Origin of the sequence: Sulfitobacter litoralis (assembly GCF_900103185.1) — a bacterium.
GTDB classification, from domain to species: domain Bacteria; phylum Pseudomonadota; class Alphaproteobacteria; order Rhodobacterales; family Rhodobacteraceae; genus Sulfitobacter; species Sulfitobacter litoralis.
Map to the genome: position 1 here is coordinate 65,267 of NZ_FNJD01000010.1, position 21,463 is coordinate 86,729.

Below are 21,463 nucleotides of genomic sequence, written 5' to 3' on the forward strand. Positions count from 1 at the left end.
GCCGGGCGTCGCGGATCGGGGTTTGCCCGGTCTGCGCTTTCCGGGCGCGCGCTGACCTATGCCAAGCCCGGCCCCCCAACTTCAGACGAGAGGACAGACCCATGACCAATCCCCAGATCGACTATGCCGCGATGGCGGCTCAGTGGCGCGCGGAGCGCGAAACCACCCTGAAGGCATCCCGAGCGGAGCTGCTTGCGCAACTACGCGCGCTTGGCATCAGCGAGGTCACCGCCGAATACGAAGGCTATGGCGATTCCGGCAATGTCGAGGATGTGACGGTGCAGCCTGCGGAGGTCCAACTGCCGGAGGCGCTTGCCACTGAGGTGGGCGATTTCGCCTGGTCGCTTGCCTATCACCATCATCCGGGGTTCGAAAACAACGAGGGCGGCTACGGCACGCTGACCTGGGACTTGCGCAACGACAGCATCACGCTCGATCATGCGGACCGCTACGTTGAATGCTCGCACAGCCATGACGAGGGACTGTGAGATGGCACATCCGCTTCATCACGCTGAAAGCTCTGCCCGGAAATTCGGCGGGGTGCCGTCTGACTATCAGGCCGTGCACGAATGGTTCGACGCCTCGAAAGAGCACCTCGCGCTCTTCACGCACCGCGCCTTGCGTCATCATTCCCAAGGCCTGTTCGAATCCGAACGTGTCTTCGGCCTGACCCTGACCAATAGCGCGGGTCGGGACATTCCCGTGCGCTGGATCGGTGAGCAGCATGTCCGTGAAGATTGCCAAGGCCGCATCCCGAGCATGGCGGACTGGCTGCGTCGGATCCAGCCCGAGCCATGGATGGCCAATGGCCACATCGACCGGCATGTCGGCTCCGAGCCCTGCGGCGACCCAAGGGTTGCCTGGGCCTCCGACGTCGCCGCCGGCAGAACAGTTCTTGGCTTGAAGGATTGGATGGCGGCGCGCGCGACACAAGCCACGCAAGGTGCCTGACAGCCTCGGCCGTTTGCCAAACAAATGCTGCAGTGAAGCCCGGTTCGATGACCGGGCTTCCTGCGTCGTTTCCCCACCATTCTTCGTAAGGAGGTTCGCATGACACTCGATGACATCAAGGCGGCCGTCGATGCCGGCCAGACCGTGCACTGGGCCAATACCGGCTACGTTGTCCAAAAGGATCGGCTCGGTCAGTACCTGATCAGCTTTCTGCCGAACGGCAGCTGCATCGGTCTGACCGACTGGGAAGGGCAACGGTTGAATGGCAAAGAGGCGGAGTTCTTCATCGCGCAATCGAAGGACGCTGCGGAAAATCCGGGCCGCCAATCAAGATCAGACGGGCAGGAGAGGGGCGCAGCACCCGGGGGCGCGGCGGCACACCTACTCAGACGGCATCGCGAAGCTGGGGGCGGGGCATAAAGGGAAAGCAAGCTTTCTGATTTGTGATCCCTCAAGGGGTCGAGAAAGCAATCCCGGATGCGCTGGCAAGGACGTCAGGCACCGGCCAATCCAAAAGGAACCATCCCATGTTCGCAGGAACCCTCACCCGCAACGTCGAGACCGCAGCCGCCGAATACACCGGCATGATCCATTCGACGCGCTTTGACATTGCCATCCAGCTCGAGGCACGGGCCAAGATGTCCGAACGCAGCCCGGATTTTGATGTAACCGCGGTCAACAAGTCGGGCCGCAAGGTGCGCATCGGCACAGCCTGGAACGAGACCGGCAATACCAGCGGTAACCCCTACATCTCCATGCAGATCGATGTGGGCCTCGGCCCGTTCCGGGTCAACGCGGTGCAGACGAAAGAGGCGCGCGCGGCCCAGAGCGGCGAATTCGAGATCATCCCGTTGGTCTCGAACGGTCTGATGAAATCCGGCTCGATCTCGGGCGAGCTCACCGCCATGGACGCTGACAACGCCTTCACCGGCTACATCGCCAATATGATGTTCGATCTGGAGTTCATGCTGATCGAGAACAGCTACAAGACCGAGGAGACCCACCCTGACTACCGCATCGAGGTCAGCTCGCCCCGGGGCACACCGATCCGCGTTGGCTCGGCGTGGATGGCCAAGAGCAGCCGCACGGGCAATGACTACCTTTCGCTGCTGATCAACACGCCCGATGGCGACCTGCGTGTCAACGCCGTCCAGAACGAAGAACAGCGCGGTGGCCAGACTTTCTCGATCATCCCGTTCATCGACAGCGGTGAGCAGCCGCAGGACGCAGGCGCGGGGCTGTCGCTGGTCGCGTGATCAACGCGTAAGAATAGACGATCTGAACCGAAAGGGGAGCCGTGAGATCACGGTTCCCCTTTTGCTGTGTTTGTTTCAATAGAGCGATCGAACTGCCATTTCATGTGGAGGCCCGATGTAGATGCGATGCCGAGATAGGGAGCGCTGCGCGGGGTCTCCAATACAGTCAGACTTGTACAACTGCTTGAGCGGCAATCAATGCGTCAACAGCAACTTGAACCTCGGCGTAGAGCTCGGTGTCCAACTCTGCTGCGTCGATTTCCACAATCAGTGCGTAGCGTACGGAAGGCAAACTCTCAGCGAGAAGCTTTTTCGACTTCCACCAACCGGTGACTGGGTGAACAGCCAGCAAGTTGCGCCGCGCCAGATCTGAAGCCCTGCATGTCAGCTGATCTATATGGAGCGACCCGACATGGCGCCGATTGCTACCGAAGTCCCAAAGATCATCTTCGTCGCTTGCAGGACCATCGGGCTGTTCGGCCGCCTTGCTGATCCGGGCCAGAAATTGGGCTTCGTTCTCGCCAGCGCGATTGAGTTGGAAACGTAAGTTGTGGGACGCGTAGCGATACCGAACGCCGCGCGAGGCTTCGGACGGGTTCGGAGCGATAAAGCTACTGAGTGCCACCCGCAAGGTCACATCGGCATTGCCGAGCGCGCGCAAAGCCTCAACGGGCCAGGGAAGGGCGAACAGCTTCATTTCATTGTGGACATCACCGCCGGTCTTCTCTGAAATCCCGTACGGCGTAATCGTATCTTCCACGATGAGGGTCAGCGCGTTCGACGCGCTGCGGCGGGCACGCGCCATGTCCGGCACACCATACCCATAGCGCTGAAAAAGGGGCGTGAAGTGACCCTTGTTTGGCTGGGCCGGCAGATGCGCACGCATCTGCTGCGTCCACCGCGCTGACGACACGTAGAGACCACGCACTGTCTCGGGCCAAAGCGTCGGATAGTCCGACCAGAGTTCCGTTACATCCTTCGCGGCAAGCGCGGTCGCCGCGCTGGTATCGAAGGTGAATGTGAAGGATCGGACTGGGTAATTGTGGTGAGTCGAAAGCAGCGATAACCATCCATGCCGCATTGGCGGTGGCATGGCACTTAGCGCCCAGTTTCCACCCTCAAGGACGACGTCCGGCTTGTTCGGCCAATGGGACGACCACGATGCAGTTCTCGAAGCTGGCGATAGATCGCCGAATGGTGCAAGCGCCTGGGCCGGCTCTCCGTCTGGCAGTACGGTCTTCTCTGTAAAGGCCCCAACAGACAAAACATTCCACGCCTGGGCCGGCGATTCGATTTCGTTGTCCTCGTGATCGCATCGGTCGAGGTAGTTTCCGGCACCAAAGGTGAAGTTGTCGGTATTCCCTGCCGAAACAAGTACCAAGCGCTGTTGTTTGATGTCACCTGATACACCGGCGGCAAGCTGATCGACTTCCGTTGACCAGGAGGTGGGAGCTCCGTCGTGCGGCGTATCCTCACCTGTCGTCGTCGTCATGGCAAATGTACGGCGTCGGTGGCCAACCTGTTCTACTGTATTGATAGCCTGCTTGGTCACCGCGCCAAGGAGATGATGCGGGTTCATCCCTGCATCAGGCAGCAGCTTCACGGATTCCAAACGGTTCACGACCTTAACTGGGTTCGCCTGGTGCAGTTTCAGCGTCAGATCGCCAAAGAGCGCAAGTCCTCCCATCTCTGTGCCATGGCCCTTCACATCCTCCAGTCCCCAGGCCGGGTTGGCGGCATGTCGGTCATCCACGCTGAGCGCTGGCTGAATGAGAGGATGCGCGCGACTGACACCGGTATCCAAAAGCGTAACGTAGCCAGGATCGGGATTGTCAGTGTAGGTCGTACGGCCCGCGAGCTCGTCGACCCACTGCGCCTGTTCGGCCACCGGCAAGCCGTCGAAGAAATCCGCTGTGATGGTCGGAGCGGCAAGTGCGCGTACGCCACCCAGTCGCCGGACGGCTTGGGCAAGCTGATTGCGATCGGCCTGGACGACCACCACTGTATCTTCGGGAAACTCCAGCCGATCCGCGCCCACAGTCACACCATAGTTTGGCGCTGCTGCAACGAAGGCCTCGGTCATTTGGGGCTCGAGCCAAGCCTCCCAGACGGTCGCAACATCCGCCACGGGAAACTTGCCTGGAGGGCTGCGCCATAGGGCACGCAATCCCGCTTCCGTGATGGCAGCAACGCTTTGCACCAGGTCCGCGTTCTTCGGACGGCCCGGGACAATTTCACCATCTTTCTCGCGATCAGGCGTGTCTTCAGTCCGAAACTGCTCGACCTTCATACGTAGCTTTTCGATACCCTTGGCAGTCGCAAACACCGTCGCGCGCTCTTGGGCGCCACCAGGAACTGGAGTATCTTCGATGCGAAGAAGCATCAGGCCGCTGGCGTCCAAGCTGTCCTTTTTCAGGCGCTCGTCGATGCGGGAGGCGACTTCCAGATAGACGCCGGGAAGTTCGGCTGCTGGAATATCCGGCAGCGCGTCGATTGCCTGAAGCAATGCTTGGGCGTGCGCAGCGCGATTGGGGACATCACTTGGTCTTTTGGACCCGCCCCCGCCCTTTGCCTGGAATGGGCGCGGCTGTCCTAGATTGCGAAGGTGAAAGTGTGGAAGCTCTCGTGCCATTGTCGTTGGTCCCTAAATCTTGGAGCGACCGTCGGCGTTCGAGGGCGTCAAGTAAATCCTGTGTCGCAATCTTGTCAGTATCATTCAAAACCGCACGTCTCGCGGCATCTTCCGCCGCCGCCACAATATCGGCTGTTGAGAGGCCAGTGGCGACATCCGTCACCCGCTTCCATCCTATTCGATTGAACGAGAAACCGATCAGACGGCGTTCGAGCGCTTGCCTAATGGCCGGGCCATCGGGCATGACATAAGGCAACACAAGATCGAAGCGGCGCAGCACCGCGCGGTCAAGAATTCCCGGCAGGTTTGTGGTGGCAATGACGATCGAAGGCCCGGTATCCTCATCTAAGAACTGCAAGAATGAGTTCAGAACCCGCCGGGCTTCGCCGACGTCGTTCTCACCGCCCCGGGCGGCAGCCAAAGCGTCGATTTCGTCGAAGAGATAAATACCGCGCGTCGTCTTAATGGCATCGAAGATCATCTTCAGCTTCTGCGCTGTTTCACCCATGAACTTGGTGATCAGCCCGTGGAGCATGACCGAAAATAAGGGGTACTGCAGCTCCCCGGCCAGTGCCGACGCACTCAGTGTCTTGCCGGTACCGGGAGGACCTGAGAGGAGAACACGCCTCCGTGGCTTCAGGCCTTTTGCCTCGAGCTTTTCGCGCATGCGCGTCTCGAAAACGAGATGCGACAGTTCACTTCCAATCCTATCCGGTAAGATTACATCGACGATTCGCTCCGTCGGATAAGACGCGGCAAGAAACTCTGCAAGATCGCCGCGAGGCATTGCGATAGGGGTGACTGCAGGGGTTCGCTTTGCTGGCGGTTTTTGCCCCGCTTCAGCCCACTGCCGCAACTGTTCAGCCAGCCGAGTGTGTCCCTTCTGTTCTTCGGCCGCCGAGAGTTGCATCGCCAGATCGTAAAAACGATCAGCGTCCCCTTCTGCGTGGCTCTTAACGAGACCGATGAGTTGTTGGGCGGAAGCCAAGGTCGGACTGCTCTTTCTGAATGATCATTTTCAGCGTTGATAGGATCTTGTCTACATCCGAACCCTTTAACAGACCAGACAATTTGCACGGTTTGCATGCGGAGTGTGTCGGTTTTGTGCACTCGACCATCGACCTGAGTCCCAGCCTTGCGGCCTCCCCAGCTCGGCTTCGCGTGTCGCAGGGGAGAACGGCCCTTCGGTCCGTCGCGCATTCGGCCATGCGGCCTCACCGCGGCGTCGCACCCAGGCCCCCGGTTTGCCCGCCTCGCGAGCACGTCTCTCCCTGGCCGCTCCGCCGGATTGCGCTCAGGTCTGTTTTGCGGGGCAAAACGAGCCCGCCGCTTCATCCGTCTCCCGCGTCCGGTCGGGCCGTTTGCCTGCTCGGGTCGGGCAAACCTACCGTCAAAACACACACACATGAGCGCGGAAGCATATCCTCCGGATGGCCCCCAAATCAGCCCGCGTCAAGGATCGCAAAACTTTTCGGCGAGGGCGGGGCGTGTGGGGCGGGGCGGTCCCGTGCGTGAGCGCGCGCATGTGTCGGGTGCTGCGCGCAGAAAACTTTTGCGCCCAGCAAGCCGGCGGCTGCGCCGTCCCTGACCCGGGCAGATTCGGAAACCAGACATTCGGCCATGCCACCACACTCACGTGGTGGTCGAACCCAATATCTGGAGAAAGAACATGGCTTACGACACCGCTAACACATACGAGACGATCGAGCTTTTCGGACTGACCGAGAAGGACGCGCAGCTGCCGATCCCGGAGGATCACGTCCTGACCGACCGCATCATCCGAGAGAGCTTCGAGGCTCTGCTCGGGCAGCTGCGCGGGACCGGGCTCGAAGCGGAAATCGAACCGCTGGCGCATGGGCTCGCCACGATCCTGCAGCGCCGCAAGGTGGCGCTTGGCAAGGAGGTCGACCGCACTGCTGACAAGATCGGCGCGCTGGCAAAATCCCACGACGGGTCGGAGATCGCCGAGACCGCGCTCGAAGAGGCGCAGGCGCGCTTTCTGCAGCTGCGCGAGATCGTCAGCGCCATCGAGGTGATGAGCGAGGCGGCGGCGGAATGCTACGAGGTCGAAACGGGCCACGCCTTCATCCCGGCAGCCGGGTCGCGCGCAAGCGTCCGGGCGCAGGAGACCGGGGCGGTCTTCGAGGCGCGGCAGCTCCTGGAGCAGCACGACCGTGAAACCGCCGAGAAGTCGAAAGTCGAGGGGATCCCCTTGATCGTCTCGGGCGCGACCGACTGGACCGATGTCGATGTGATCTTCAACACGCTCGACAAGGTTCGCGAACGGATCAAGCAGAACCGCAATCAGGAGATCTTCCTCTGCCACAAGGGTGGCAAGCACGGGGCGGAGATGATTGCGGCTCGGTGGGCCCGGGCACGCGGGGTCGCGCAGGCGCGCTTCGATCCGCGCTGGTCCGCGCACGGGCGGGCGGCACCGTTCAAGTGCAACGACGAAATGCTGGACGACAAGTTCGCGGCGACGGGGGTTGTTCTCTTCGGTGGCAACGGGGTCGCGCTGAACCTCGGGCAGAAGGCGGAAGCGAAAGGCCTGACGGTCATGCGGGTTGCGGACCCGGCGAAGAAGGCGTCGCAGGATTGAAGAGAGAGGGTCGCGCATGGCGCGGCCCTTTCGTCATGTCTCATGGCGCGTGCGGTCGGTTACGCAAGATCGACAGGCTGCGGCGGTCGGCACTGTCATCGCTCTACCCGGTCCGTCAGCGTGCGGCCCATCCGCATCGGTACGGGTTGGGGATGGTGCGTACCTCACGCACATCGTCAGCGGGGCAAGACGCGAGGGGTCGAGACGTCGCACTTTAGGCCGAAGACTTGCGCGTCCCTCGGGTGGTGTTTCAGAACATCGCATCCACGCGGGCGGGCTCCGTCAGCTCCCCGGCCAGGCTTGGCGGGACGCGGACGCGGATGGTGGCGGCTGCGTGATGGCAAGGATCATCCGGATCTCTCCTTTTTGCTCATAGATGTGGATCGCACGGGGTCGGCCCAATCGTGCCCTCAGCTCACGCTTCGGCAAGCACAAATACGGCTTCCACGGCGGGGCCGCGGACCCTCCGCATTTGCGCTTGCGACCGGGCCTCTTGCCCCGGTGCTGGCAGATCCCCATCGCAAAAAGGAGAGACCCAAATGACCAACCACTACGTCGCCACCGTCCCCGTCAAGTTCACCGACACCGATGGCCAGGAGCGCACCCGTTTTCAGCGCGTGGGTGCGATGTTCCGCAACACCCGCAACGGGGACGGCTCGGAGTTCTTCAGCCTCAAGCTCGACTTCCCGGTCGCGGTCTCGGAGCTGGTGATGTTCCCACCGAGCGCGAAAGATCCCCAGGACTAAATCCTCTGACGAGGATGGGCCGCCCCAGCACGATCTTGGGGCGGCCCGATCCCTGTTCCAGGGATGCCGCGTCCGGCGGTCAGATCGCCCGAGGCGACTTCACGAAGCCGTCGGCCGCTGCGCGTTCAACAGACGCACTCCTCCCGAAATGATCAGGCCGCGACAGACCGGCCAGTCAGCCTCAAGGGGGCCATCCACAAAAACCTATCGGCCAGGGCCTCCCGGTTTTTGCGGCAGAGATTTGGCAAGCCAAATCTGGCCCTCCTTGACCCTGCCTGTCCGCCCTGTCGGTGGGGTTTGCGCCCGCCCGCGGTTCCGTCCGAACACATGCGCGTTCGGCCAGACCCTCGGGCGGGGCTGGTGGACGGGACCCCTAGGACAGGTGGTGCACCCGGTGGTGAGGGCGGCAGAGCCGCGTCCCTGCGGGCCGCGGGGGAAGCGGACACCAAGGCTGCCTGAGACTGAATGCGACGTAAGTATATAATTGACATATCGGTATATTATCGTAAGGTGGGGGCAGCCTTGGTGGAAGGTGGCAGGAAATAGGGGGTCTTTCTTCGCATGTCTCGCTCGAAACGTCTCACGGATGCGCAACGTATGGAGATCGTGCGCGAAGCCGCGGACGGAGTCTCGACGTCCGTGCTTGCGAAGCGGTTCGGGGTGACACCGCGGGCGGTGCAATACACCTTGAAGAGTGACGATCAGCGCCAGCGCGATACGGCCGTGCCGGTCTTGGCGGTGAGTGTGAAAGTGACCCCTGACGAGATGGCGGCATTCGATGCGGTGCTGGCGTCGGCGGGGATCGAGACCCGCTCGGAAGGGCTGCGCCGCTTGATGCAAGCGGCAGGTGGCACCTTTGTGGCGGACACATCGTTGGCGGCAGAGATGGCGCGCTATCGCGCCTCATTAAATGATGTTGGAAACGGTGTCGCCCAGATTGCCAAGCAGATGCAGAAGGCCAACAGGGAGGGACAGGGAACTGGTGCTGAGTTCTCAGAATTGCGGCTTGCACAGATGCGCGGGTTGGCGCGATTCATCCTCGATAGTGCAGATGAGATTGACCTGCTTGTGCGCCGCCGGCGTGACGCGATGCAGCTGAAAGCAACGGCTGCCTTGAAGGAGTTCGCCCATGCGGCTGAATGATGCGGTTGGTGCCGTCACCGGAGAGATATTTGAGGATGGGTGGAGCCGGATCCGTGGCTCGATGCAGGGTCTGTATGCCTCCAAGCAAAAGCAGATGGTGCGCGCCGCTGCGGGACATCGGGCCGCTGTGTTCAAAGCGATCCGGGGCGGGGGCACGCATAATAAATCCCAGCTGTCCAACCAGCTCGAATACCTCACGACAAAGTCCACCCATATCGTCGACAGCAGCGGGTTCCTGGATGGCAAATCCAAGCTTGAGCGCGGCGAGATCAAAGACCTGACCGAGCGCTTTGCCAAGCGGTGGGACGCGGGGTTCAAACCCAAACTTGGGCAAACCACACATCTGCTGATGTCCTTCCCGATTGGAACGCGCGGAGAGGACGTGCGCGACATCGCGACTGACGTGGCCGAGCGGTTCTTCCAGAAAGATGAAGGCCACTTTGATTATATCATTGCTGTACATGAGGACCGCGAGCATCCGCATGCGCATCTCGTATTGAATCGCCGCTCTCAAGAGGGCGAGTTTTTCTATTTGGCGCGCAATCATCGGTTCAACTATGACGACTTCCGGTTGGCGATGGTCGAAGAGGCCGAGACCTACGGCGTGCGGTTGGAGGCAACGCGGCGGATAGATCGCGGCGAGGTGCATTACCCGGCCAAGACCCGCGAGGTCTATGCCGCCAAAGAAGAGGGCAGGACGCCAGTGGAGCGCGAACGGGTGGGTAAAGACCTGACCCGCACGCTTGCCGAGATCGCAAACACCAAAATCATATTCCACTCGCTGGCTGCCGAGGCGTCCTCCGAGAACCGCGAAGACATTGCTGAGGTTCTGTTCCGTGCGGGCGAGGTTCTGGCGAAGGGTGGTCACGTTGAAACCGCAGGAGGCATTTACATGGCCGAAGACGAAACGTTCGAGGATCTGCGCAGCCGCTACGCGGAGAAGGTCGCAAACATCACAGATTTGATCGCGGCAAAGCCGGATGCAGAGCGACCCGCGCTGGAGAAGTCTCTCAACGCAATTCAAGCGCGGGTGCAGCATATGCAGCCCCTTGGGCTACGGTCCAATTCCCTCTCGGAGGTCCCATCAGAAGGCGGGGTTTATTCTGAAGCCAATATTCAGCAAAGCCAGTTGGAGCGTCTGTCTGAGCCACGGGTGCGCGCCCGCGTCGATGCAGCACTGCGCGGCACGGGGATCAGCACATCCGAGGTTGTGGCCCGGATGGAGACGGGGGCGCAAAACGCGGCTCTGGAACATCAATGGATTGCGGATGATTTGTCCAAGGTGGCCGAGGCGAAGGATTTGAACCTTGAGCGCCGCGCGGATTTGGAACAGGCGCGGGATATCCTCAATGATGTACATGTGCAGCTGGGGACCATGCTGGAACGGGAAGGTGTGCTGCGCCGTGACGGGGTCATTGAAGACGCCCGCGAGGTGCAGGCGCATGTCACGCAAGCTCAGATCGAAACCGCTGCCAATGCCGTTCGCGTCGAGACTCAGATTGAAGCTCAGAGTGAGGACCTTGATGAGGCCGTGATCGAAAGCCTTGCCGTAGAGCGTTTGGAGGACGAACAGCGGGACTATCTGCGCGACCATCCAGAGCTGATTGCGCGCCCGACCGATGTGATCCGCACGGATGAGGAGGGCAGGGCGGTGATCGTAGATCAGGCCGCAGCAGACTGGGTTATCAATGAGGTCGAAGCGGCGCGTTTGGGGGCGCACGGCAGCACGCCAATCTCCGTTTCCGTCGCGCGCGATCTACAGACGCGATATCCTGATATGCCCGAGCAGCTGGCGGAGGGTCTCGGCGACACTTACGCGCGTGTCTATGAAGCGCGCGGCGCTGAACGGGAGGAAAACCTGACGGAGCGCGAGACAGTCCAGAATGAGACGCCCGAACTGTCCCGTGTTCTCGCCCATGAACGGGCAGGGGAGTTGTCTTCGCCCTTTGAGACCAACCAAGAACGTGAGGCCTTCCGCAGCGATGTGGCGCGGGTTTTGGACGCGGCGCAGCTCGATCGCCTGAAGGAGGGTGACAGTGACGCTTTGGAAAATGTGATCGAAGATCGCCTTGATCGGCTCTATGTCGCAAAGGTCTATCTACAATCGGATGCGGCAACGGCAAACTCGGAGGCGTTGCGACAGGTTGTCGATGAGTTGGCAGACGTAGAAGTCGAGAGACACCGCGCGGCGGACGTGGACGGCGAGATTGAGCGGGGCCAGGTCCATTGAGTGGATCCATGGGAAAGGCTTGGATTGCCATAGGGGTGGTTCTGGTCACCTTGGTGGCAGGGGCGATGGGCTACACCATTGCCTCGGCTGTGCTGACCTTTAAGGCGCTTGGGTTCAGCGCCGATATCGATTTTGGATATATCGCGCAAAATTACCTCTGGATCAGAGATAGACGGCCTGATGATTTCCAACTGATCAACCTGATCATTGGCGGTGCCGCCGTCGCGGGGCTAATGATGAGCCTTGCCCTTTCCGGCTCGGCCCTCACGCGCTTCGGGCAGACCCATTGGCAAAAGCGCGATGAGATGAAAACCAACGGGTTCTTTGGCAAGCCAGGGACCGGGTTTATTCTGGGCAAATTGGGCAGCCCAAAGTCGCGGGCCCGCTACATCACATCTAAGGTCTTTCCCCATGCCCTGATCGTGGCACCAACGGGGCGCGGTAAAACCAGCGGCTTTGTGATCCCGAACCTGCTCACATGGCAGGGGTCTGCCGTTACGTTGGATGTGAAGGGCGAGTGTTTTGAAGCCACGGCGCGTCACCGTGCCGCCCAGGGCGACAAGGTCTACCGCTTTGCGCCCACGGACTGGGAAGACAAGCGCACCCATCGCTACAATCCGCTGCTGCGCATCTATGAATTGGAAGACCCCGCGCGCCAGCAGATGGAATTGCAGCTGCTGGCGACCTTGTTTCTGCAAAGTGACAATGATCGCGTGCAAGGGCTTTTGAAGGGCGGCATTGATTTGTTTGTGGCCGCGGGCTTGCTGGCGTTCCAGCGCAAGAAGCCCAACTTGGGCGAGATCTACCGGATCGCGGCTTCGGGGGGCAACAAACAGAAAGAATATGTGGCGCGGGGCCACGAGATCGACAACAAAGCCGCGAAGTTGATCTTTACGCGGCTGGCGTCCACCAACAACGACACGCTAACCTCCTATGTCTCGCTTCTGATGACCTCAGGTCTGGATCAATGGCAGAACCCGGCGATTGACGAAGCGACGCAGATTTCCGACTTTGATTTCCGCACGATCCGCAAGAAGCCCTTCACGGTCTATCTCGTTGTCCAACCGCTGATGGTGAAACCACTCGCGCCGCTAATCCGGTTGTTTTTCTCAGACCTTCTCTCGGCCATGCAAGAGAAGGAACCGGGCAAAGATGAGCCTTGGCCTGTGATGATCATGCTCGATGAGTTCAACCGCCTTGGCAAAATGCCCATTGTGGTCGAGAGCATCGAAACTCTGCGCACCTATCGCGGCCACTTGGCGGTGGTGACCCAAACCATCCCTGCCCTTGATGAAATCTACGGTGAAAACACCCGCCGCGCGTTGCAGGGCAACGCAGGTGTGAAGCTCTACCTCACTCCCTCAGATGAAAAGACCATCGAGGAGCTCAGCAAGGCAGTTGGGAAGACAACGAAGACAGTTATCACTCGATCGCGGTCCATTGGGAAGAACCCGTTTGAGGGGCGCAGTCAGTCCACACGGACGGAAGAGACATCGTTGTTGCCTGAAGACGAAGCGCGCCGGTTGCCGCTTGATGAAATTATCATGGTCGTGGATGCGCAAATGCCAGTGCGGGCGAAGCGGATCCAGTATTTTGATGATCGGCTGTTTGCGGCGATCCATGGCGCGCAGCGGGGCGAGTTGCCGTTTCCGGTGATGGGCGGAGGTGGCGGCAAGGCGGATGGTTCAGATTTCGGCGGAACAGAGCGGAGTCCGAGCCAAGCTGGAACGAGTGCGGAGCCCCAGGTGCATGATGAGCGTCTGGATGGTCCAAACGAGGTCGGTTCAGGTAAATCAGTGCCGCCAGCCAAGAAAAGTTCGAAGGCTGTTCAAGCCGTTGTCGAAGAGGAGCAACGGCAGATGGAAATGAGCTTTGCCGACCAGGTTGAGATGCAAATTGAGGAAATCGATGGTGGCGGTATAGATCGACTCGATACAGTGGTGGATGATTTGGACGGGCTGGAAAGCCGGTTGAAGCAAGGGGAGGGGGTGTCTGGCTGAGATGGGTAAGGCGTAGCGCAACCATTGAATGCACGTAGATCACTGAACCAGTCGTTCGCCGCACCAGATTTGAAGGACAACAAAGCGGATAAGGACGAAACCGCTCTGGCGGTATTGGCGCTTGTGGCAGGCGTAGCGCGTTGATTTGTGCGTTGTGATTTTGTGAACTGACGAACCTGTTGGACGATTGGGAGCTTTTTAATCTGACGACAGGAAGTTTCAATGTCAGACCAATATGTACCGGCTCTGCGCCAGCGATTTCTCGAAGACATGCAGATCAAGGGTCTGCAACCAAAGACGCAGACGATGTATTTGCGAGGGATGCGCGACTTCTTGTTATTCAAATTGAATGCACCGGTATTGAGGGAGCCTAAGAATTACCGGACGCCAGCTAATGGACAATACCAAGCGCCTGTTTTTGCTGTTAGCAGTGATTGCCTGGCTCGTTAGAACAAGAACTGGCATCCCAACGTCTCGCGCAATGCAGCGATCAGCTGGTCCAAAGTTTCGGCACTGGTATAAGTCCCGCCCGTCCGGTCGGCGAGGCACCGGGATGTACTTTCCGACGTATTGTAGTCGTTGTCGGTCTGCCGGTCCCATGAAAAGAACGTACCGCGCACTTTGAAACCGATCACATGGACGGTGGTGTTAAACCCGTCTGTTGCCAATTCGGCGGCCAGCATACAGGGCATGCCGCCACAGGTCTCCTTGCCGTCTGTGACCAACACTACGGTCGCGGGTTGCGTTTTGTAATCCAGCGTTTGCGCCGCCAATTTGACGGCCTGCGTCAACGCGGTGCTGCCACCGGGTTCAAGTGCGTTGATGGCTGAAATGATCAGCGAGGCGGCATTGGCTTCGGGCGCGAACCGCATCTCGACGCCCGAACACTCATCCGCGCCGTTGGGACCGTAGACGACAAGGCCAAGGCGACGGTTCTGCGCAATTTGCGGCAGTGCATCGGCCATCGCCCGGCGCGCCTCAAAAATGCGCGGCTCGTCAATGTCGTTGAAGCCCATCTCGGCCATGGAACCCGAACCGTCAAAGACGATCATCGCGTCGGCGGCGCAATCGTCTGTCGCCATGGCATTTGTGGCGCCGAGAAGTGTGAAGATGAAGGGAAGGCAAAATCGCATAACGCAAGCGTGTCACGGCACCCGCAAGCTGTCCAGAAATTTGCGGCTCTCAGGCATGAGACGATGGTCGGAAGTATCTACCAAAAGCATCGCGGGCGGGAATGCGCCGACAATGGGAGGCTCTGGTGGGTAAGATCCGCCGTCATTTGAAGTTCTGGTTCATCTCCGAGGTTTGATACCTTAGTCTCATAGACAATCGCGAGGTCGCGACGAATACTCGAAGCTGAGAAAACGTAACCTGTGGAGGAAACACAATGGCATGGTCAAAACCGATTATCCGCGAAATTGAATGCGGGATGGAGATCAACATGTACGGCCCGGACGGTGATCGCGAGCAAGACGACGGCGATCTGTTCTGATATTTCTGCGCGCGGAGAGTTGCATTGACGTTTCGCGCGCATGTTCTTGGGTCGGCTGCCGGTGGTGGTTTGCCACAGTGGAACTGCGGGTGCGAGAATTGCAATCTGGCGCGTGCAGGAACGATACCCGCGCAAACCCAGTCTTCGCTCGCCCTCAGCGCCAATGGCACCGAGTGGGCGGTTTTGAATGCGTCGCCCGATATTCGGGACCAGATGCTCAAAGCCCCGCCTCTGCATCCGAGTGACCTGCGCAAATCCCCCTTGCGGTCTGTCCTGCTCACCAATGGCGATATCGACCACATTGCAGGGTTGTTGACCCTGCGCGAGCAACAGGCTTTTACGCTTTTCGCCACACCTGAAATTCATCGCGTGCTCGCCGAAAATCCGATTTTTAATGCCCTCCATCCGGACTTCGTCAAACGCGTTTCGATTGAGCTGGGATGCGAGGTCGAAATTGCACCGGGTCTGACGGCGCAGCTGTTTCCGGTGCCGGGCAAGGTGCCGCTCTATCTGGAAGGTGCGGAAGTCCAAACCGACCTGGAGGGTGAGCAGACGGTCGGGGTACATTTGCGGGCAGGGGACAAAAACGCATTCTACATTCCCGGCTGTGCGGCAATGCGCGATACGCTTGCGGCGCGGCTGGACGGGGCGGATGCGGTTTTCTTTGACGGGACACTTTGGCAGGACGACGAGATGGTGCGCGCAGGACTGAGCCAGAAAACCGGGCGGCGGATGGGGCATATGTCCATGTCCGGCCCCGACGGTTCCATCGCTGCCTTCGAAGATATCAAGATTGCGAAGAAAGTTTTTGTCCATATGAACAATACCAATCCAGTGTTCCGGCCTATGTCAGAAGAGCGCAAAGCGGTCGAAGCCGCCGGATGGATCATTGCGCAGGACGGGATGGAGTTGGAGATATGACGGCCACACCCGCCGAATTCGAAGCCCGCCTGCGCCGGATCGGGGCCGAGCGGTATCACGACAAGCATCCGTTTCACGACTTGCTGCATGGCGGCGGTTGCACGCCCGATCAGGTCCGCGCATGGGTGATCAACAGGTTCTACTATCAGGCCAGTATCCCGATGAAAGATGCCGCTTTCATGAGCCGTGTCGATGATCCCGCGCTGCGCCGCGCGTGGCGGTCACGCATTGAGGACCACGACGGCACTGACGAGGTCGAGGGCGGCATTGCCCGCTGGTTGCATCTTGCAGATGCTGTTGGGCTAGACCGCGACTATGTTGCCAGTGCCCGCGGGGTGTTACCGGCTACGCGCTTTGCGGTGGATGCCTACGTGCGCTTTGTCCGAGACAAGACGCTGCTTGAAGCGGTCGCCGCGTCGCTGACCGAGCTGTTTGCGCCAAAAATTCACGCCGCGCGGATCGAAGGACTGATGGCGAATTACGCCTTTGCCGACGACACGAGCCTGTCCTATTTCCGCAACCGGCTGACACAGGCGCCCAAGGATGTGGCCTTCGGGTTGGGATGGGTTCTGGAGCACGCCGATACTGCCGAGAAACAGGACGCGGCGGCGGCTGCGCTTGAATTCAAGACCGATGTGCTTTGGGCGCAGCTCGATGCGTTACATGCGGCCTATGTCACGCCTGCGCGTATTCCGCCGGGGGCCTGGGTGCCCGGTTCATACGTTTTGACCCCCGCATCATGACGGCGCTCGACGGTCAGGCAGTACCACGGATACCGCGCGGCGTGCGGATGCATGATGATACGGTACGCGGCAAAACTGTCTTGCTGGCACCCGAGCGGGTCATCGACCTTGATGCCATCGGACTTGCCATTTTGCAGCAGATCGACGGTGAGAAAACCATGTCCCAGATTATCGAGACGCTCGCAGCGCTTTATGCCGCACCTGTTGCGCAAATCTCGGAGGATGTGTCCGGGTATGTGGTGGGCCTGATGGACCGCCGGATACTGGAGATTAAACCATGACCGCGCCCGCACCCATCGCCATGCTGGCGGAGCTGACCTATCGCTGCCCCCTGTCGTGCCCCTATTGCTCCAATCCCGTCGAAATGGCGGCACGGGAGAAGGAGATTTCGACGGAACTCTGGGTCGACGTCTTTCGTCAGGCCGCAGGCCTTGGCGTGTTGCAACTGCATCTGTCGGGAGGCGAGCCTGCTTCGCGGCGGGATCTGGTTGATCTGGTGGCGGGCGCGCGGGATGCCGGGCTGTACACCAACCTCATCACCTCGGCCATCGGCCTCACGCAGCGGCGACTTGCCGAACTGGACGCAGCAGGGCTTGATCATGTGCAGCTGTCCTTGCAAGGCACGGATGCAGATATGGCCGACCGGATCGGCGGGTACAACGGCGGGTTCAAACGCAAGATGCAGGCAGCGGCGTGGATCGTCGAGGCAGGTTTTCCGCTGACGCTCAACGCTGTGGTGCATCGCCAGAACCTGCACCAATTGCCGGAGGCGATCGAGATGGCCGTTGAAATGAAAGCGCGGCGGATCGAAGTTGCGATTGTGCAATTCCACGGCTGGGCGATGCTGAACCGCAGCGCGATGATGCCGACACGCGCGCAGGCAGACGAGGCCAGCCGCGTGGTCGCTGAAGCGCGCAAGCGGCTCAAAGGTCAGCTGGTCATCGACTATGTGCCGGCGGATTACCACGGCGATTATCCCAAACGGTGTATGGGCGGATGGGGGCTCTCGGGTCTGAACGTAACGCCTGACGGGCTGGTGTTGCCCTGTCACGCTGCGCAGACGATCCCCAACCTCGTCTTCGACAACGTGGCGGACAAGCCGCTGTCGGACATCTGGTATCACGGCGGCGCCTTCAACGCCTATCGCGGCGAGGACTGGATGCAGGAGCCGTGTAAATCCTGCGATCGGCGCAAGCTGGACTTTGGGGGGTGCAGGTGTCAGGCGATGGCGATTGCGGGCGATCCGGCGGCCACGGACCCGACCTGCATCAAATCGCCGTTGCATTCACGCATGCAGGAACTGGCGCAAGGGTTTTCAACGGATGACACCGCCGAACTGGTTTACCGCAAAAGCCCGTAACCTCACGAGACACTGCGGAGAAAGTCGAACAGCCTGAGACGGTCGATGGGTTTGGGCATCAGGTTCAACCCCATCGAGGCACACTGTTGCGCAAGCGCGCTACTGCGGTCGGCAGAGATCATACGCGTCGGGATTGGCCCGTATTGCTGAATGATCCGTTGGTGCAGCTCGGGCCCCGACATGCCATCGCCCAACTGGCAATCGAGCAATAGTACATCGGGGACAAGATCGATGTCCCTGAGGATGGCAATTGCCTCCTCACCGTTGAGCGCGTGAATGACATGGGCGCCCCAGCCTTCGATCATGAGGGATATTGCGTTGGCAAGATCCCCGTCATTCTCCACAAGCAATATAATCTGACCGAGCTTCGGTAACTTGGGGCTGTCGCTCATTGGTCTTACGGTCGTTTTTTGGGCTTTGTCACTGCAGAGGATCTTCAGCTCTACCGTAAAACAGCTACCCTTGTCCGGAATGGAGCAGAGATGCAGCGGGTGGTTCAGGGACTTGCAAGCCCGTTCGACAATGGCCAGACCCAGACCCAGACCGGCCGCAGAGTTCGCCATATCCAGACGCTTGAACTCCTGAAAGATCAGTTTCTGATCAGCCTCTGCAATGCCAAAGCCCGTATCCCAGATCTCCATACGGGCCGTGGCCCCGCTGCGCCGCACGCCCACAAGAACCTTGCCACTCTGCGTGTACCGGATCGCGTTGGAAATGAGGTTCTGTGCGATGCGCCGCAAATAGCCGGGATCACTGCGCACGGTCAGGCCGCAGCTCACGATGGTGAGATCCAGCCCCTTGTCCCGTGCTACGGGCGTCAACTCGTCGCTGAGAGGGCCAAGGATGGCGTCCAGCCGCACCGGCTGGATGTCGAAAGTGGGGCTGGTCGCGTCCAGTTTGGAGATGTCCAGCAAAGCTTCGATGATCTTCTCGACGCTGATCAAGGCTGTTTCGGCCTTGCCGATCACATTGAGTAGGTCTGGCTGCGTCAACCGGTCCGACACCGAAGCCACAAACAGTTTTGCAGCAGAAAGCGGTTGCAACAGGTCATGGCTTGCAGCAGCGACAAATCGGGATTTTGACGCATTGGCGCGCTCCGCTTCCGACAAGGCGATCCCCAACTCATTCGTGCGGTCCTGCACGCGCTGTTCCAGCACTTCGTTCATTTCGGCCAATGATTTCGCCGCAGACCGCTCGGCAGTGACGTCGGTAAAACTCATCACAAAGCCACGGTCCGGCATTTCCTGACCAAAAACGCTAAAGGTCTGGCGGCCGTTGCGCGTGACTTCAAAAGCAATCGGGGACCGCCCTTCATTGTGGTTGGCCCATCGCACCAGCATGTCGACGTCGAACTGGTCGGAGAAGATGAGCTGTTTTTCAAGCTGTTCGAGGAGAATGACAAAATTTCTCCCCAATGCTGCTTCCTGAGGGGGCAGATCCAGCAGCTGATTCATCTTCTTGTTCCAGCCCACAAGATTTTTTGCATGATCAAAAATGCAAACTCCCTGATTGAGATGGTCAAGCGTGGCTTGAAGGATCTGCGCCTGGCGGTCGCGCATCCGGTCCTGTTCTTTTCGTTCCAGCCGGATAATTTCGGTGACGTCCGTCTGCAGGATAACGGTGCCGCGACGGGCTGTGCGGTGTTCGCTGACCTGTATCCAGCGGTCATGTTTCAGACTGACATTGAACACCACATGGTTGTCGCGGTGCCGCTCGGTGCGCCGATTGGCCCACTGGGCGGGTGTCACATCAGGCGGCAGTGCGAGGGAGCTGCTTCGCGAAACCAGGTCGACGTAGTCGTTGAAAGGCAACCCTTCGACCAATCGCATCTCCACGTCTTTCATATCGCGGCAAAAACGGCTGTTGAACAGGACGAGTAGGTCGTTGGAATCAAACAGCGCAAAACCTTCGTTGATCGTCTCAATAGCCTCACCCAGATTGGTGCGGGCGGTTTCGGTCTCGCGGTTGGCCTCTTCAAGCTGTGCATTGGATTCCTGCAACAGATCGAGTGTGCGCTCCAGATCAATGGTCCGTTCCTTGACCTGCATCTCAAGCAGGGCGGCCCGTTCGAACTGGGCATAGGCAAGACCGGACTGTTCGTTTTTTTGCTCCACGCGGCGCATGAGAACTTTGGAAATCAGCAGCAGCTTTTCATTCTGGCGCTCGATGCTGTCGAGTGGGTTGATCAATGACATGGGTGTCAGGCCTCGCCGCCATGGGTTTCGGCATAGATCGCCAGACCGGACATGGTGTGGTTGACGTGAAGCGGCCCGATTTGTTCGCCATAGGTTGAAAAGCCGATGACCTTGTGACGGGTCAGTACGTCCGACACCTGGCGGGTGCTCTGTTTTTGCTCGGCTTCAATGCGGCGCAGAATGCAGTCACATCCTACGATGTCCGTCAGCGTGCCCATTCTGGACAGCTCGGTCAGCTTCTCGTCCAGATGTTCGGCCATGTCCCGCGGCTCTGCCACAGTCAGCACCATGCCTTCGTCTATGGCAGAGAAGAACACCAACTCGCCTTTTGGCGTGACCTGCTGGATCGCGCGGACATGATGGGCACCGCCGATACGCACGACGACCGGATGGGAGGCGAAAGTGAACTGGTCGAGCTGGTCAGGGTTCGTACCGACCAATCGCGCATATTCGCGCGCGGCCGGCTCTGCGTTGATGGATTTCACGATGCGCCTGTCGGGATCGGCGTCGGTGACGACCATCTGAATATCCGTGGGGACAAGGTGATCAATGCTGAAGACCTGCGTTTTATGATCTGTCTGGATCATCGTCAGAACGGCAGCGTTTTGGCGCACCCGTCCATTAAATGACACGAACGTCTGTTTGAATCTGGTGCCGTCTCCCGCCGATCCGCCAAACAGCGGCATGTCCCGCAGCGCAGGCGAGATCGCAGCCGTCAGGGTATCCTCGCGCAGGGAAAGGCCGTCCACCACGAGAAAGGCAAACCCATTCAGTTTTTTGGGGTTTCTATCGCGCAAGGCAACCCGGTCCTGCGCAATGCGGTCAACCGCGCTTTGGGTCTCGCGACCGTCAAGGTCTTCGACGAGGATCGAAATGCTGTCAAAATGTGCGGCGGGGTAGCCAAGTCCGAGGATCGTTCCCTCCTCATAGCCTCCCGCGCCGATTTCTCCGGCGGTGGTACAGGCTACAATATCAGTTGTGGGAAATACTGCGTTGAGTCTCTCTGAGACAGCAGCAAAATCGACATTCGGGGTCACAAAGACCGTGAGCAGGGCCAAGGGAGCGTCCCCCAGCTTTTCGCGCAGATGCGCGACCGGATCGTCGCATTTTACCGAGACCTGGGCCTGAGATAATACATGCACGTCCCGCCCGTTGCTCTGGATCTTTTCGGTCATTCTGATCACCCCGTTCCGGT

20 protein-coding genes are annotated in these 21,463 nt (G+C 59.7%); 15 read left to right on the top strand and 5 right to left on the bottom strand.

Annotation, left to right across the window (positions count from 1 at the left end; genetic code table 11):
• Positions 1-101: 101 nt before the first annotated feature.
• The 4 genes from BLQ98_RS09815 (at position 102) to BLQ98_RS09830 (ending at position 2,207) form a co-directional block, all read left to right on the top strand.
• Entirely contained in the window at positions 102-488 is a 387-nt protein-coding gene (locus BLQ98_RS09815; protein WP_093733157.1) for a DUF6878 family protein, read from the top strand.
• 1 nt (position 489) lies between these two features.
• A complete protein-coding gene (locus BLQ98_RS09820; RefSeq protein ID WP_093733158.1) occupies positions 490-951 on the top strand; it encodes a DUF6915 family protein in 462 nt (153 codons plus the stop codon).
• A gap of 99 nt (positions 952-1,050) precedes the next feature.
• Complete coding sequence (locus BLQ98_RS09825; RefSeq protein ID WP_093733159.1) at positions 1,051-1,371, top strand: hypothetical protein; 321 nt, start codon at positions 1,051-1,053, stop codon at positions 1,369-1,371.
• A 107-nt stretch (positions 1,372-1,478) separates the two neighbouring features.
• Positions 1,479-2,207 (top strand): DUF736 family protein, encoded by a 729-nt coding sequence (locus BLQ98_RS09830; RefSeq protein ID WP_093733160.1) that lies wholly within the window; start codon positions 1,479-1,481, stop codon positions 2,205-2,207.
• Between the two features lie 166 nt (positions 2,208-2,373).
• Here BLQ98_RS09830 and BLQ98_RS09835 read toward each other — a convergent pair whose 3' ends face one another.
• Complete coding sequence (locus BLQ98_RS09835; protein ID WP_244148413.1) at positions 2,374-4,713, bottom strand: S8 family peptidase; 2,340 nt, start codon at positions 4,711-4,713, stop codon at positions 2,374-2,376.
• Positions 4,714-4,744: 31 nt separating this feature from the next.
• Positions 4,745-5,827, bottom strand: a complete 1,083-nt coding sequence (locus BLQ98_RS09840; RefSeq protein ID WP_093733162.1) for an AAA family ATPase — start codon at positions 5,825-5,827, stop codon at positions 4,745-4,747.
• Between the two features lie 681 nt (positions 5,828-6,508).
• Between BLQ98_RS09840 and BLQ98_RS09845 the strand changes: the two genes are divergently transcribed.
• From BLQ98_RS09845 to BLQ98_RS09870, 6 genes are all read left to right on the top strand, one after another.
• Entirely contained in the window at positions 6,509-7,438 is a 930-nt protein-coding gene (locus tag BLQ98_RS09845; protein ID WP_093733163.1) for a DUF2493 domain-containing protein, read from the top strand.
• 539 nt (positions 7,439-7,977) lie between these two features.
• Complete coding sequence (locus BLQ98_RS09850) at positions 7,978-8,184, top strand: hypothetical protein (RefSeq protein ID WP_007120662.1); 207 nt, start codon at positions 7,978-7,980, stop codon at positions 8,182-8,184.
• Positions 8,185-8,745: 561 nt separating this feature from the next.
• Positions 8,746-9,327, top strand: a complete 582-nt coding sequence (locus BLQ98_RS09855) for a helix-turn-helix domain-containing protein (protein ID WP_037941661.1) — start codon at positions 8,746-8,748, stop codon at positions 9,325-9,327.
• Positions 9,314-11,557: a relaxase/mobilization nuclease domain-containing protein gene (locus tag BLQ98_RS09860; RefSeq protein ID WP_093733164.1), complete on the top strand. Its 2,244-nt coding sequence runs from the start codon at positions 9,314-9,316 to the stop codon at positions 11,555-11,557. The genes BLQ98_RS09855 and BLQ98_RS09860 overlap by 14 nt, the downstream gene beginning before the upstream one ends.
• 8 nt (positions 11,558-11,565) lie before the next feature.
• Entirely contained in the window at positions 11,566-13,557 is a 1,992-nt protein-coding gene (locus BLQ98_RS09865; RefSeq protein WP_093733165.1) for a type IV secretory system conjugative DNA transfer family protein, read from the top strand.
• A 222-nt stretch (positions 13,558-13,779) separates the two neighbouring features.
• Positions 13,780-14,007 (top strand): hypothetical protein, encoded by a 228-nt coding sequence (locus tag BLQ98_RS09870; RefSeq protein ID WP_037941664.1) that lies wholly within the window; start codon positions 13,780-13,782, stop codon positions 14,005-14,007.
• Here the strand turns inward: BLQ98_RS09870 and BLQ98_RS09875 are convergent.
• Positions 14,004-14,639: a vWA domain-containing protein gene (locus tag BLQ98_RS09875; protein WP_064217178.1), complete on the bottom strand. Its 636-nt coding sequence runs from the start codon at positions 14,637-14,639 to the stop codon at positions 14,004-14,006. The genes BLQ98_RS09870 and BLQ98_RS09875 overlap by 4 nt on opposite strands.
• Before the next feature lie 305 nt (positions 14,640-14,944).
• On the opposite strand from BLQ98_RS09875, the gene pqqA reads away from it, so the two are divergent.
• From pqqA to pqqE, 5 genes are read left to right on the top strand one after another with little or no spacing between them, the layout of a single operon-like run.
• On the top strand, positions 14,945-15,049 hold the full coding sequence (gene pqqA / locus BLQ98_RS09880; protein ID WP_037941665.1) for a pyrroloquinoline quinone precursor peptide PqqA: 105 nt from the start codon (positions 14,945-14,947) through the stop codon (positions 15,047-15,049).
• Between the two features lie 24 nt (positions 15,050-15,073).
• Complete coding sequence (gene pqqB / locus BLQ98_RS09885) at positions 15,074-15,970, top strand: pyrroloquinoline quinone biosynthesis protein PqqB (RefSeq protein ID WP_093733166.1); 897 nt, start codon at positions 15,074-15,076, stop codon at positions 15,968-15,970.
• The gene (pqqC, locus tag BLQ98_RS09890) at positions 15,967-16,713 is read left to right on the top strand and encodes a pyrroloquinoline-quinone synthase PqqC (protein ID WP_037941667.1); all 747 of its coding nucleotides are present in this window, start codon (positions 15,967-15,969) and stop codon (positions 16,711-16,713) included. Before pqqB ends, pqqC begins: the two co-directional genes overlap by 4 nt.
• Positions 16,710-16,994, top strand: a complete 285-nt coding sequence (pqqD, locus tag BLQ98_RS09895) for a pyrroloquinoline quinone biosynthesis peptide chaperone PqqD (protein WP_037941668.1) — start codon at positions 16,710-16,712, stop codon at positions 16,992-16,994. Before pqqC ends, pqqD begins: the two co-directional genes overlap by 4 nt.
• Positions 16,991-18,073, top strand: coding sequence for a pyrroloquinoline quinone biosynthesis protein PqqE (gene pqqE / locus BLQ98_RS09900; protein ID WP_037941669.1), 1,083 nt, complete (start codon positions 16,991-16,993; stop codon positions 18,071-18,073). Before pqqD ends, pqqE begins: the two co-directional genes overlap by 4 nt.
• A gap of 2 nt (positions 18,074-18,075) precedes the next feature.
• Here pqqE and BLQ98_RS09905 read toward each other — a convergent pair whose 3' ends face one another.
• Positions 18,076-20,268, bottom strand: coding sequence for a hybrid sensor histidine kinase/response regulator (locus tag BLQ98_RS09905; protein WP_037941670.1), 2,193 nt, complete (start codon positions 20,266-20,268; stop codon positions 18,076-18,078).
• A gap of 5 nt (positions 20,269-20,273) precedes the next feature.
• Entirely contained in the window at positions 20,274-21,443 is a 1,170-nt protein-coding gene (locus BLQ98_RS09910) for an FIST N-terminal domain-containing protein (protein WP_037941671.1), read from the bottom strand.
• Positions 21,444-21,463 lie beyond the last annotated feature (20 nt).